Annotated in this window: 13 protein-coding genes; 9 read left to right on the top strand and 4 right to left on the bottom strand. The window is 68.8% G+C overall.

What is annotated here, in order from left to right; genetic code table 11:
- The first annotated feature begins 40 nt into the window (after positions 1 to 40).
- The gene (locus AC1DFR_RS20510; RefSeq protein ID WP_476874334.1) at positions 41 to 1,570 is read left to right on the top strand and encodes an amidohydrolase; all 1,530 of its coding nucleotides are present in this window, start codon (positions 41 to 43) and stop codon (positions 1,568 to 1,570) included.
- Here the strand turns inward: AC1DFR_RS20510 and AC1DFR_RS20505 are convergent.
- Both AC1DFR_RS20505 and AC1DFR_RS20500 read right to left on the bottom strand, forming a co-directional pair.
- Positions 1,567 to 2,076: a hypothetical protein gene (locus AC1DFR_RS20505; RefSeq protein ID WP_223914992.1), complete on the bottom strand. Its 510-nt coding sequence runs from the start codon at positions 2,074 to 2,076 to the stop codon at positions 1,567 to 1,569. The genes AC1DFR_RS20510 and AC1DFR_RS20505 overlap by 4 nt on opposite strands.
- 72 nt (positions 2,077 to 2,148) lie before the next feature.
- A complete protein-coding gene (locus AC1DFR_RS20500; protein ID WP_476874333.1) occupies positions 2,149 to 3,873 on the bottom strand; it encodes a serine hydrolase in 1,725 nt (574 codons plus the stop codon).
- Between the two features lie 230 nt (positions 3,874 to 4,103).
- Between AC1DFR_RS20500 and AC1DFR_RS20495 the strand changes: the two genes are divergently transcribed.
- The 3 genes from AC1DFR_RS20495 (at position 4,104) to AC1DFR_RS20485 (ending at position 7,071) form a co-directional block, all read left to right on the top strand.
- Positions 4,104 to 4,448 carry a hypothetical protein gene (locus AC1DFR_RS20495; RefSeq protein ID WP_230007308.1) on the top strand — a complete coding sequence of 115 codons (345 nt, stop codon included), beginning with the start codon at positions 4,104 to 4,106 and terminating at the stop codon, positions 4,446 to 4,448.
- 3 nt (positions 4,449 to 4,451) lie between these two features.
- Positions 4,452 to 5,999, top strand: a complete 1,548-nt coding sequence (locus tag AC1DFR_RS20490) for an HNH endonuclease (RefSeq protein ID WP_476874332.1) — start codon at positions 4,452 to 4,454, stop codon at positions 5,997 to 5,999.
- A gap of 454 nt (positions 6,000 to 6,453) precedes the next feature.
- Positions 6,454 to 7,071 (top strand): uracil-DNA glycosylase family protein, encoded by a 618-nt coding sequence (locus AC1DFR_RS20485; RefSeq protein WP_028276890.1) that lies wholly within the window; start codon positions 6,454 to 6,456, stop codon positions 7,069 to 7,071.
- A 61-nt stretch (positions 7,072 to 7,132) separates the two neighbouring features.
- On the opposite strand, the gene AC1DFR_RS20480 is transcribed toward AC1DFR_RS20485, so the two are convergent.
- Together AC1DFR_RS20480 and AC1DFR_RS20475 are read right to left on the bottom strand one after the other, a co-directional pair.
- Entirely contained in the window at positions 7,133 to 8,416 is a 1,284-nt protein-coding gene (locus tag AC1DFR_RS20480) for a type II toxin-antitoxin system HipA family toxin (RefSeq protein ID WP_476872307.1), read from the bottom strand.
- A complete protein-coding gene (locus tag AC1DFR_RS20475) occupies positions 8,413 to 8,709 on the bottom strand; it encodes a type II toxin-antitoxin system Y4mF family antitoxin (protein WP_223914978.1) in 297 nt (98 codons plus the stop codon). The genes AC1DFR_RS20480 and AC1DFR_RS20475 overlap by 4 nt, the downstream gene beginning before the upstream one ends.
- A gap of 397 nt (positions 8,710 to 9,106) precedes the next feature.
- Between AC1DFR_RS20475 and AC1DFR_RS20470 the strand changes: the two genes are divergently transcribed.
- From AC1DFR_RS20470 to AC1DFR_RS20450, 5 genes are all read left to right on the top strand, one after another.
- Positions 9,107 to 9,727, top strand: a complete 621-nt coding sequence (locus AC1DFR_RS20470; protein ID WP_476872306.1) for a hypothetical protein — start codon at positions 9,107 to 9,109, stop codon at positions 9,725 to 9,727.
- A 119-nt stretch (positions 9,728 to 9,846) separates the two neighbouring features.
- Positions 9,847 to 10,590 (top strand): YcnI family copper-binding membrane protein, encoded by a 744-nt coding sequence (locus tag AC1DFR_RS20465; RefSeq protein WP_476872305.1) that lies wholly within the window; start codon positions 9,847 to 9,849, stop codon positions 10,588 to 10,590.
- A gap of 140 nt (positions 10,591 to 10,730) precedes the next feature.
- The gene (locus tag AC1DFR_RS20460) at positions 10,731 to 11,426 is read left to right on the top strand and encodes a FadR/GntR family transcriptional regulator (protein WP_476851857.1); all 696 of its coding nucleotides are present in this window, start codon (positions 10,731 to 10,733) and stop codon (positions 11,424 to 11,426) included.
- A gap of 126 nt (positions 11,427 to 11,552) precedes the next feature.
- Positions 11,553 to 12,614 (top strand): asparaginase, encoded by a 1,062-nt coding sequence (locus AC1DFR_RS20455; protein WP_476860451.1) that lies wholly within the window; start codon positions 11,553 to 11,555, stop codon positions 12,612 to 12,614.
- A gap of 9 nt (positions 12,615 to 12,623) precedes the next feature.
- The coding region (locus AC1DFR_RS20450) for a lyase family protein (protein ID WP_476874331.1) at positions 12,624 to 12,916 on the top strand (293 nt) is incomplete at its 3' end.

Genomic DNA, 12,916 nt, shown 5'->3' with positions numbered 1-12,916 from the left:
CCTGTTGGGTCCTGCGGCGTCGCCCGCCTAGCCTGTTCCTATGCCTGTTCCGCTCGATCCCTGCCGACCCCCGGACCTCGTGCTGGTCTCCGTGCGGCACCCCGGGGAGGAAATATGCTTCGACGTTCATGTTCGCGCCGGGGCCGTGTCAGCGATCATCCCGTCGCGCCCGGGCTCGGGTGCGCTCCCCGCTGCAACCCGGGTGGTGGATCTGGAGGGCCGCTACGTCATTCCTGGGCTGTGGGATGAGCACGTTCATATGACGCAGTGGGCGCTGGCCTCCAACCGGCTTGACCTCTCCAGTGCCGGCTCGGCGCGCGAGGCGGCCGCCGTCGTCGGGGCCCATATCGCCGGGGACACTAGCACCGGGACCGGAAGCGGCGCCGGAGCTCCGGGTCCCGTCCAGACGCTGGTGGGCGTCGGTTTCCGCGATGCCATCTGGCATGACCTGCCCAGTCTGGACCTCCTGGACGGCGTGACGCGCGGCCGGCCTACGGCCCTGATCAGCCACGACCTCCACTGTGTCTGGCTCAACTCCGCAGCGGCCCAACAGTACGGAATGCCGGTGGATGCGGGCGGCCTGCTCCGGGAAGAACCGGCGTTCGCCCTGACCCGGGAGCTTGGCCAGCTGCCGGACGCGGTGGTGGACCCGTGGGTGCGGCAGGCAGGTCAGGCTGCGGCCGCGCGGGGCGTGGTCGGGATTGTGGACTTCGAGATGACGTGGAACCGCGACGCCTGGCTGCGGAGGATCTCCGGCGGCTTCGCTGCCCTGCGGGTTGAAGCGGGCGTCTATCCGCAGGACCTGGACCGGGCCGTGGCAGAGGGGCTGCGGACAGGTTTGGCGGTGGCCGGCAGTGGCGGGCTGCTCAGCGTGGGCCCCCTGAAAGTGCTGATCGACGGCTCGCTCAATACCCGCACAGCGTATTGCGTGGACCCGTATCCGAACGGCGGCCACGGGCTGCTGACCGTGAGCGAGGCGGAGCTGCTCGCCCTGTTGGTCCGGGCCCGGCAGGCGGGTTTTGTGCCGGCGGTCCACGCAATCGGCGACGCGGCCAACCAAGTCGCCTTGGATGCGTTTGAGGCGGCGGGCCTCGCCGGACGGGTGGAGCATGCCCAGTTTGTCCGGAGCGAGGATTTCGCCCGCTTCGGCCGGTTGGGCGTGACCGCGAGCGTTCAGCCTGCGCATGCCCTCGATGACCGGGACGCCGCCGAGGCGAACTGGCCGGGGCGCACGGACCGGTCCTTCCCGCTTCGTTCATTGCTGACCGCCGGGGCGACTCTCGCCTTGGGCTCGGACGCTCCGGTGGCCCCGCTGGATCCGTGGATTGCCATGTCCGCTGCCACGGCGCGGGCCCGGCTGGATGGCCGCGGGCCGTGGCATGCCGAGCAGGCCCTCACGCGGCAGGAGGCCCTCACGGCCTCGACCCGCGGTCGCGGCCGTCTCCGGGTCGGGGACCCCGCCGATATTGCAGTGCTCGACGCCGACCCCCTGACCGTGTCGGATGCGGAGTTTGCGGCCATACCGGTGGCCGCCACGTTAGTGGCGGGACGGTTCACGTACGGCGGCTAAGCACCTTTGACGCGCGCCTGGACTAAGTTGGCGTACGGCAGGCGGCCGTATTCTTCGATGAACGCGGCATGGTACCGGGCTTCGGCCGCGTTGAGTTGCTCAACGGGCAACTCTTTCCACGCGATGATCAGGGCCCCGGGCACGGCGAGCTGCCAGATGAGCCGCCCGTCCCAGTGGCCCGGCGGCTTGCCTTCGCCGAAGTCGACGAATTCCTGGATTTGCCGGCGCAGTCCGCGGTTGCCCTTGCTTCCGGGGCCGGCTTTGCCCACGAAGAGGACATCGGCGCCGTCCACCCATTCGGCGTCGAGAGCGTCCGTCTTGAGGGTGGGGTTCTTCTTCTTGAAGATGCCGGCGGTGCTCCTGGCCAGGAACTGGGGCCTGAAGCCCTCGGGCCGCAGTACCGCGAAGATCCCGGGCTTCTGCGGGATCCGGTTGATGTCAAGGTCCTGGAGCGGCCGGAAACCGGTGAAGCCGTCCTGTTTCAGCGACTGTGTGTTGATGGGCATGGGTTCCTTGGATCGGGGCTCGTGGCGTTCCTTTGAAGCTTACGGAAGAAGCTCACTCACTGAAGTCCGGGCTCAGCCGCGGGTGAAGGTGCCCAGCCCGGTCTGATCGTAGAAATCAAGCCTGACGCTCGAAGCCGTGCCGCCTCCGGCTGCGGCGTCCGCGCCGGGGGCTGCGTCCGCGCCGGGGGCGAAGATTGCCCCGGCAAGACCGTTGGCGTTCTCGCCGATTGATTCAAAGCTGAAGGTGTCGCCGTCAAAATGAGTGAGCGGGAACTTGGTGGTCCTGCCGGCCGGGCCCAGCTCAAGGGTCAGCACGCCGTTCTCCACCGCGACGGTGAGCGGGCCGTAGTAGGAGTTCGCGTAACTGCCGATGTAGAAATTGTTGCCCTGCGCCGGTTTGGCCTGGGCCGGTGCCTTGGAATAGTCAACTTTTGGCTTCTCCGACTCATCGATCTTCTGGAAGACGCCCGAGGTGAATCCGATCCAGTCCACTGTCGGGGCGCCGTTCTGGGCCGTGTCCAGGAATGCGGCGCAGATCGCTTCGGGGATGCCCTGCGGCCGGCCATTGGTCAGGGCCACAATGCCCAGCTGCTCGCCGGGGAGCAGTGAGACGGCGGTCGCGGCACCAAGGTTGAAGGCCCCCGAGTGCCCGAGCATGAGCCGGGCGTGGTCGTCGTAGGAGACGTTCCAGCCCAAGCCGTAGAAGCGGGTGCGGGCGCCCGGCGTCGCCGGTGGGCCCGAGACGGCGTGCGGGACATGCGTGACACCAAGCGCGTCCGGATCGATGACCTTGCTTCCCTCAAAGCTGCCGTTGGCGAGCTGCAGGCGGATCCAGCGCGCCAGGTCGCGCACGGAGGAACAGGCCCCGCCGGCGGGTGCTTCGGCGTCGGCATCCCGGGTGTATTTGGCCACCCAGGTCTTGTTACCGGCTGGGACGTGGATCAGTGCCTTGTTCGTCGCCTTTTGGTAGTCCGCGTGGCGATAGCTCGTGGATGACATGCCCAGGGGCTTGAACAAGACCTCTTCGGCGAGGTCTGCCCAGGGCTTGTTCATGGCATCGGCGACGGCCTGTGCACCAGCCGTGTAGCCAAAGTTGCTGTAGTTGTAGCTCGACCGGAAGGAGTCCAGCGGCTGCTGGTTGAGGTGGCTGAGAATATAGGACTGGTCGAATCCGAGGTCTTCCAACAGATCGCCCGCCCCCGTACTGAGGCCGCCTTGATGTGACAACAGGTCGGCCGCCGTGGCGTTCCGCGTGACGTAGGGGTCTTTCAGGGCGAAGCCGGGGGTGTGGTTGATCACCGGTTCCGTCCAGGAGATGGCCTTGCGGCCCACGGCCACGGCCGCCACCGTGGAGGCCAAGGGTTTGGACACCGAGGCCAATTGAAAAACGGTATCCGCGTCCACTGTCTCGGGCCGGCCCGATTCCCGCACGCCGAAGCCCTTGGCGTACACCATTTGGTCTTGGTAGACCACGGCCACGGCGACTCCGGGAACACCGGTACTCTCCATCACGCCCTGGACCATCCCGTCCAGCTTTGCCAAGGCGGCGTTGACCTTCTGTTGGTCCAGGAGCGGTTTGACCTGCGGTTCCGGCGCCGGAAGCAGAGACGCCGACGGCGCACCGGAGCCGCCGGAGGCACTGCTTCCGGTACCGGCGGGGGCACTTTGGGCCGTGCAGGCGGCCAGCAGCGGCATGCCCGCTATACCCGCGGCGCCGACGCCGACGGCTTTAAGTAACGAGCGGCGGTCCGAAGGCAGCGAGCTGATACTCGTCGCGATAGATTCCCTCTGGTTCATGGACAATCCTCCGCCCGGTTCCGCCTGGGGCGCAGAGCTAACGCCCTCTCCCATGATGGACCCGTGCCCGTTTTTGAGACAGGGGCGGTGCGCTCGGGTGTGGGTCCTCGGACGCCGGGATCTCGGGGCCGCACCTCCACAACCGCCAACGAATCCCACCAATCCCGCTAACCTCGCGGCCTCCTTCTGGTTGCCCTATTAATGTCCGATCCCCGGAGGAGACTGGATTCATGGACGGCAATCAGGGGCCCGAAGTGGTTCCGGCGGGAGACGGCGACTACGGCCTCGGCCGCGCCGGGAGCAGTGACGGCGGCGTCCAGGATTTGCTCGCATTCTGCTCCCGCGTACTCCGGGACCTGCGTCAGGCCGAAGATTGCGCCGGGATGATCGAGCAATACCGACGGCTTGACGAGTTTCACTCTGCGCTCGACGCGTTGCGGACGCGTCTTCAGCTCGACGTTTTCCTGGGCAGCGTTTCGGGAGTGACGTTGGGATCTGGAAGGTCGCCGATGGCTTCCGAAGCGGTGGAACGGCTCCGGAGGGCCATAAATGTCATAGCCCGCAGGGACACTTAACTCATGGACGGCAATCAGGGGCCCGAGACGATTCCGGCAGACCCGGCACCGGCAACTGCGGGGACCGTCGCTGAACTGGCCCGGATCCTGGCCTTCCTCCCGGCCCCGGACAGCGCTGCCGCACTGATCGACGAGATCCGGGACCTGGAGGACCTGAAGTCCGCCATGGCAGCCCGGCAGGCCCGGCACGCCGTGGCCTTCGACTTGCTCCAGCGCCGCGAACAAGCCCGGCTCGGCGTGCCGGCCGAGAGGCTTGGCGCCGGGATCGGCGCGCAGATCGCCCTGGCCCGGCACGAATCCCCCGCCAGGGGCGGCCGGCTCCTGGGCCTGGCCAAAGCCCTGATCACCGAGATGCCGCACACCCTCACCGCCCTGGAAACCGGGCAGCTGAACGAATGGCGCGCCACCCTGCTCGTACGCGAAACCGCCTGCCTGACCGCCGCGGACCGGGCCGCCGTCGACGCCGAACTCGCCGCCGACGCCGGGACGTTCGCCGGGGCCGGTGACCGGTCCCTGGTCGCCGCGGCCCGGGCCGCCGCGTACCGGCGTGACCCCCGCTCCGTCACCGAACGCGCCGCGCACGCCGCCACCGAGCGGCACGTCAGCCTCCGCCCGGCCCCGGACACCATGTGCCACCTGACCGCCCTGCTGCCCGTGACCGCCGGCGTCGCCGTCTACAAGGCGCTGAACGGGCACGCCGACACCCTCCATGCCGCCGGGGACCCGAGGGGCCGCGGGCAGCTCATGGCCGATGCCCTGGTCGAACGCACCACCGGCACCCCCGGCGGGATCACCGGCGTCGAAATCCAGCTCGTCATCACCGACCGCACCCTCCTCCAGGGAGACGCCGAACCCGCCCGGCTCCCCGGCTACGGCACCGTCCCCGCCGGCTGGGCCCGCACCCTTATCAGCGGCACAAATGGCCCAAAGAGCGGCGAGGGCGGCAGTACCCGGGGACCCGGCGCCGCGGCCCCGAACACGGACAGAAACGGTGACGGCCGGTCCGGTGGTCGCCCTGGACCGGCCGGCACCGCCGGGAGCGGCGATGACCCCGCGTTCACCCTCTGGCTCCGGCGGCTCTACACCCACCCCGGCACCGGCGAGCTCGTGGGGATGGACTCCCGGGCCCGGCTCTTCCCGCCCGGGCACCGCCGCTTCATCCAAACCAGAGACGACACCTGCCGAACTCCCTACTGCGACGCCCCGATCCGCCACCTGGACCACATCATTCCCTGGCACACCGGCGGAGAAACAACCAGCACCAACGCCGCCGGCCTCTGCGAAGCCTGCAACCACACCAAAGAAACCCCCGGTTGGAAAGGCCGCCCCGCACCCGGTCCCCGCCACACGCTCGAACTCACCACCCCCACCGGCCACACCTACCACTCCACGGCGCCACCCCTGCCGGGCACGCCGCTTCGGCCATCGGCCACAGACCAGCCGAGGTCCCAGCCAGGCTCCCGCCATCGGCGCCAGCTCCGGCACCAAGCCAAAACGCTCAGACGTGGAAAGTCCAAAGTTGGGGCTGCGGCATTTGGGGCTGCGGCATAGGGACCAGTTCGTTGGCTGCCGTGCGGGCCCGAACTAACATTGGCTCGGCCTCGGGGCACAGTTGCCGGGCGACGGGCCGCTATTCGAAGCACTCGATTCGCGGCTCTTGCCCTCGGCTCGCCACGCTTCATCGCATCCAGCATGTCAGCGGCAAAGAAAAGCGCCCGACCACCTGGGCGGCGGCGGACGTCAGGCCTGCAGGTACCTTCGCGATCTCGCTAAGAGACGGCTCGGACACTTCCGTGTCCCGAACAACCCGGAGTCATCAGATGGTTACCTGCAGGCGCTTTAAGCCTACGCCCGCCTCACGGCCGTCACCAGAGGGCGCGTTGACTCATAAAAAACCTCCGCGTAGCCCCGGCCGAATAGGTCCCGGCCGAAACACCCCCTGCCGCGAAAGCGTAGAGTGGAGGAAGCCGCCTGATTCTGGACGCCAAGTGCTGAGGGAGAAATCGTGACGATTGACTGGGACGAAAAGAAGACCCTGCTGCAGGAGCCGAACATCGCCGCGGTGACGCAGCTGTGCGACGAACTCATGGAAAAGAAGCCTGGATCCGTGGTCCCGTACATCGACCCCATCCACGACGAGGACGAATGCCGGATCGTCAGCCTGCATATCAGCCCGGGCAAGGGCACCGAATCGGGCTTTGTCTCGCACTTCAACGACGATGAAGCCGCCCGCCGCGCCACCTCCATCTACGAGGCCGCAGAGCTGGACCCCCGCTATGTGATGCCGTGGAACGCCTACCCGTGGATCCGCGATCCGGAGGCATCCTCGGCCCTGAACGTCCAGGAGAAGACGGACGGCCTCCGGCCCTTCCGCCAGTTCCTCAAGATCAACAAGCGCGTCTCGGCCGTTATTGCGCACGGCGCGGACGCCCACTCCTTCCTGACGCTTTTCGAGAAGACCTACCATTCCTCGCTGAAGAATCATGGTGTCAAGATCTACAAGGCCACCGCACTTGGCGGCCGCGCCTTCGCGGTATCTCCGGCCAAGCAGGAAGAGCTCCTCGCCAAGAACGTCGAGGTCTACAAAGACGCCATGCAGCGGGCGGGCATCCAGCACCTCTGAGGCTCCACGCAACGCCGTCCGGCAACGGCATCCGGCGCAAGCCGAGCCGGCGTCGGCGGCATCACCCGGCCAGCAGCCTGCGGCGGTGTTTGAGTTCCTTGACCCAGTCGCGGGTGACCATTGCTGAAAACGGCGAGGCGCCGTCGTCGGTCATGGAGCGGAACGCCGTGCCCGCCTGAAGATCCGCCAGCAGCGGTTCAGAGGCCTTCAGCGCCAGTTCCAGCACCTGGACGGCGGCACGTTCAGTCAGCCCCATCCCCGCGGCCCAGCCCAGGAAGTGCTTCCGGGAAATCCCTGTGCGCTTGCCGTCCAGGGTCAGGGCGAGTGTCTTGTCCCCGTAGACGACCGTGGACGGGATGTCGTATACCGGCGCGATGGACCACTCTCCGGCCGGCTGCTGCACCATGGAAACGTTCTTCGCGTGCAGGTCGCCATTGCCCGTCAGCCACGCAAATGCCGCCTGGAGGGCCAAATTCCGCACCGCGGGCAGCGGAGCGGCGCAATACGCCGCAAGCGCATGGCACACCTGCCCGTATCCCACGTTGTACTTGTCCGCAGGGTAGAGGCCCAGGACCTGCGCACCGTCCTCGACGGCGAGCCGCTGCACGGCCCGCGGCGACCTGGCCGCCGCCTTGGGCCCCGACACGCCGGCGACAGGCCCACCGGATACAGTGCCACTGGCTACAGGCACCCGGTCGAAGCGTTCCACGAGCAACCCGGGCCGACCGGCGACGTCGCGGATCAGCTGGACCCGGCTCAGAGGGATCCGCAGCCGCGCCGCGTACCGGAACATCGCGTACTCGTTTTCGACGACGTGCGGGAACTCGGGCGCGTTGAGTTTGAGGATGTAGCGCCGGCCGGCGCTGGCCACCGGCATGGAGATCATTCCAGCGGACAGCTTGTCCTGCACCCCCGCCAGGGCCACCGGGTCGATCAGCCCGGAGTCGCCCAGCAGGGCCTCGAAATCCACGGGCGTTGCGGGGTCAAGCTCGACGGCGTGCTCGTCCGGGTCCAGCTTCTCGCCGTGGCCGACGATCTGCACGTCACCCACCGGGTTGGCACCGGCCGCGATGAGCAAGGACAGCTCATCATCCACGCTGGTCTTGATGGAACGGCGCAACGCATTCAGCCGCCGGCCCTCCGGCAGAAGCCCGGTGAAATACGGCGGGGCTGCCCCCGCCGCGGACAGTACAGGTTCCGGCGTTAGCGGCAGGGAGCTCGCGACGGCGGGGCCCCCGGACGCCAGATAGGCCGGCAGGTAGCTGAACCTGGTGCCGCCGTCGTGCCGCTCCAGCCGGGCCGCCAGCACGCCGGCCTTGTAGATATCCGCGATCCGGTGCCTCATGGCCGGGCTTCCGGCCCGTCCCGCAGTTCACCGTCGGCCCGCAGGCCGGCCACCGGGCCTGCGAGGGCACGGGCTGCGGCGCTGGTCCGGGTCTGGACCCGGAGTTCCAGCCCCAGCGTGTCCAGGAGCGCCAGCAGGGAGTCCAGCTGCACCGTGCGTTTTCCCTGTTCGACGAACCGGACGAAGCGCTCTGAGACTCCGGCCAGTTCGGCCAGCTCACGCTGGCTCAGGCGGAGCGACCCGCGCCGGGCCCGGGCCTCGGCAGCGAGTTCGCCCGGAAATGCGTTCCCCATGGCCACCTCCCGTTGATCAAGATACGTCCGAGGGTCCGGCGTTCGTGCGTACGAACCTGCGGGATCGAACCTGTGTGCGTACCAACCTGTGAGATCGAACCCTGCGGGATCGAACCATGGCGGTACGAACGTGCCGCTTTGCAGGCATTTCCAGTATAGGACGGGCCAAGATGCCTGCACAGGGCTATAACGGCACGTACGTACCGGCGCACTGGGCCGGCAGGGGCAACTGCCGGCGACCGAAGGCACCCGCCATCACTGCACGGCTGGCGCAGCCCTGCCTCCACAGATTGGGCGGTTCAGCCGCGCGCGGGCGTGACGGTTCGCAATGGCCCGTAGGATTTAAGGGACTTAAGCGACAACCAGACCCCACGGAATCCGGAAAGGACTGCACACGATGACGCGCGCTTCCTTCCGGCTGTTCCGCACCGGCCTGATCGGATCCATCATCGTGGCGCTGGCAGCCGGTGGCCACCTGGCCGGCGGCGGACGGCTGCCCGAGCCGGCGATCGTGACGGCGTTGTGTGCCGTGGCGATGGTCCCCGTGGCCGTACTGACCCGCGTCCGCCTGTCCTTTCCGGCCCTGGCCGGCCTGCTTGGCGCAGGGCAGCTGTGGCTGCACTGGTCCTTCGGCACCTTGTCCTCAGGGGCGCCCGCGGCCCTCCAGGCCCGGATGGCTGCGGGTCATCCGGGCCATCCGGGCCATTCGGCGGCTGCCATTGCCCCGGCGATGTCCGACCCTTCCATGGCGGTTTCGGCGGCCGACATGGGCGGTGTCATGTTCGCCGCACACGCGGTGGCGACGCTCGGGACGGCACTGTTGCTCGCCCACAGCGAGCGTGCCCTGTCCGGACTTGCTTCCTGGCTGCGCCCGCTCGTGCAGCTGCCCCAGCCCTCCGCCGCCGCGCCCGTGCACGTCCCCCGCCCCCGCGCGGTCAACCTGGTCCTCCCCAAAGCCCGGGCTGGCCTCCGCCTGCCGACCAGGCGCGGACCTCCGGAGCTGTCGCCCGCCGCCTGACATCAATCCCTTTCACATACGGACGGGGACAGCAGGCGGCCACCCCACTGCTACCGCCGGAAGGACAACGCACCGGACGGCTCCCCACCTGATATCCGTTAGTGAAAGGCACCCTTGCCATGAAATCCTCCCTTCGCCGTACCCTCAAAACCGCCGCTGCCGCCACGATGACCGCGGGCCTGCTCGCCGCCGGCGCAGCAGCCGCCTCCGCCCACGTCCACGTCGACACCGATGATCCGGCCGCGGGCGGCTACAGCCACCTGACGTTCAATGTCCCCAGCGAGTCCGAGTCGGCCAAGACCAGCAAAATCGAAGTCACGCTGCCCACGGACACCCCGTTTACTTCGGTGTCGGTGAAGCCTGTCGAGGGCTGGAAGGCCGTCATCACCACAAGCGACCTGCCGAAGCCGATCACGATCGCCGGCGCCACGGTCACTAAGGCCCCAAGTTCCGTGGTCTGGACCGCGGACGAGGCCCACCAGATCGGACCGGACGAGTACCAGGCCTTCTCACTGTCCGTCGGCGTCCTGCCGGACGCGGGAACCACAGTGACGCTGCCGACGGCCCAGACGTACACCGATGGAACCGTCGTCAAGTGGGACGAGAAGACGGTCGAGGGCCAGGCCGAACCCGGGCACCCGGCACCCTCCTTCGTGACCACGGCCAAGGACGCCGACGCCCACGGCGCAGCCGTCCCCGCCGCAGCCACGACGACCGCACCCTCGGCGCCCCCGGCAGCGGCAGCGGGCATGTCCAGTGACGGCGGATCCGCCGCCGGCTGGATCGGGCTGGCCGCAGGGCTGATCGGACTGGCCGCGGGCGTCACCGCGCTGGTCCGCACCCGCCCGTCCAAGGTCCAGTAGTCCCGGCCAGCAGCCCGGACACAAACCCAGGCAAGTAGGCCGCCGCCGGAACTCCGGCCCGAGCGGCGACGGCGGCCCCGGACCCCCGGGGCCGCCGTCATACTTGACACCCCGGTGTGATCCCTGCCATATTTTAAAGCGTGAACCTGTCAGACAGCCGGACAGCAGGACAGCCATTGGCTCGCCTCAGTGCCGCCGAAGCCGTTTTCAACGTCCTCCGCACCGAGATCGAATCCGGCAGGCTCGGCATCGGCGCCAAGCTGAGCTCCGAGGCCACTCTTGCCCAGCAGTACGGCGTGAGCCGCTCCGTGATCCGGGAGGCCCTGCGCTCCTGCACCGCCCTGGGCTTGACGGTCACCAAGACCGGGCGGGGCACGTTCGTCGTCGCCAACCGCGTGGCAAAGGACCTGGTCCTGGGCCAATACTCGGCCCGCGACCTCACGGAGGCGCGTCCCCATATCGAGGTTCCCGCCGCCGGACTGGCTGCAGAACGCCGTTCGGCCGAGGAGCTGGCAACGCTGCGCGACATCGTCGCCGCGATGAGCGGCGAGGACGACCCCGAAGTCTGGGTGGGCCTGGACTCCAGCTTCCACGCGTTGATCGCGCGGGCCAGCCGCAACAAGGTCTTCGAGAACGTCGTCGCGGACATCCGGGACGCCCTCGCCCACCAGTCCGAGACCCTGAACATGGTGGCGGACCGCCAGCACGCGTCCGACGAGGAGCACCGGCGCATCCTGGCCGCGATCGAAGCCGGCGACGCGGCGACGGCGCGCATCGCCATGAGCCAGCATCTGCACGCCGTTGGCATTGCCCTCGACTCGATCCTCAACGCCTGACGTCAGGCGCCTGGTGCCTGGTTCCGTCAGCAATGCCGGAAGCAATCTGGTCAGCACCGGCAAAACCAGCACCAACACAGTGACCAGCCACCACAACCGCATCAACCGCCACCGCCAAAGGACGCAATGACTTCCCCTGCCCTCGACAACACCCCGACCCCGCTCGCCCCGGAGTGGCTGCCGCAGCACGTCCCGCTTGCGGTCCAGACCCGGGACGGGCTGGTCGAGAGTGTCCACTACGGCTCGGTCATCGCCACCGCAGCGGACGGCCAGATCCTACTCACTGCCGGGGAGCCCCTCGCCCCGTTCTACCCGCGGTCCGCCCTGAAGCCCCTGCAGGCCGTCGCCATGGTCCGCGCCGGGCTGGACCTCCCGGACGAACTGCTCGCCCTCGCCGCCGCCAGCCATTCCGGCGCAGCCAGCCACCGTGACGGCGCCCGGCGCATCCTGGAGCTGCACGGCCTGACGCCAGCGGACCTCGAGAACAGCACCGATCTCCCCTACGGCGCCCGCGAACGCGAAGACTGGCTCGGCGGCGGCGGCCGGGCCACCCAACTGACGCAGAACTGTTCCGGAAAGCATGCCGCCATGGCGGCCACCTGCGTCATCAACGGCTGGCCGGTCCAGGGCTATCTGGACCCGGCGCACCCGCTGCAGCAGCTGGTGGCCCAGACCGTGGCGGACCTCACCGGTGAAGACCCCCAGCGCACCACCACTGACGGCTGCGGCACCCCGCTCTTCGCGCTCACGCTGCGCGGCATGGCCCGCGCCTTTGGCCGCCTGGCCGCGGCTGCCGCGACCGGATCCGGCGAAGCGGAAGCCGCCGAAGCGGAAGCCGCCGTCGGCCGCGCCATGCGCCGCCACCCCGAGATGGTTGCGGGCGAGGACCGGGACGTCACCGCGCTGATGCGTCTGGTCCCCGGCCTGCTCGCCAAGGACGGCTTCGAGGGCGTCCAGCTGGTGGGCCTCCCGGACGGCCGCGCCCTCGCCGTGAAGGTTTCCGACGGCGGAGACCGCGCCCGGATGCCCGTCACCGTCCGGGTCCTGGCCGCGCTCGACGTCGACACCTCCCCCTTGGCGCGCCTCGCCGCTACCCCTGTGCTGGGCGGCGGCCGGCCCGTCGGGCTGCTGCAGGCCACCGATTTCCTCGCTGACCCCAAGATCTCCCACGCCCCCAAAGACCTGTAAGGGACCGCCATGACCTCGCTCGACGAACGCGCAGAATTCCGCTCCGAACACGACCTCCTGGGCGACCGGGATGTTCCCGCCGGCGCCTACTGGGGCGTCCACACCCTCCGGGCCGTGGAGAACTTCCCCATCACCGGCCAGCCATTGTCCTCGAACATGCACCTGGTCCGCGGCCTGGCCGCCGTGAAACTCGCCGCCGCCCGCACCAACCACGAGCTCGGACTGCTCGACGCCGGGCGTGCCGCCGCCATCGGGCAAGCCTGCACCGAGGTCATGAACGGCAAACTCAGCGAACAATTCGT

The sequence above is a fragment of the Arthrobacter sp. 05T410 genome, assembly GCF_056396505.1.
Note: the sequence above shows the minus strand (reverse complement) of the source record. Positions and strands in the feature narration are given on the sequence as shown.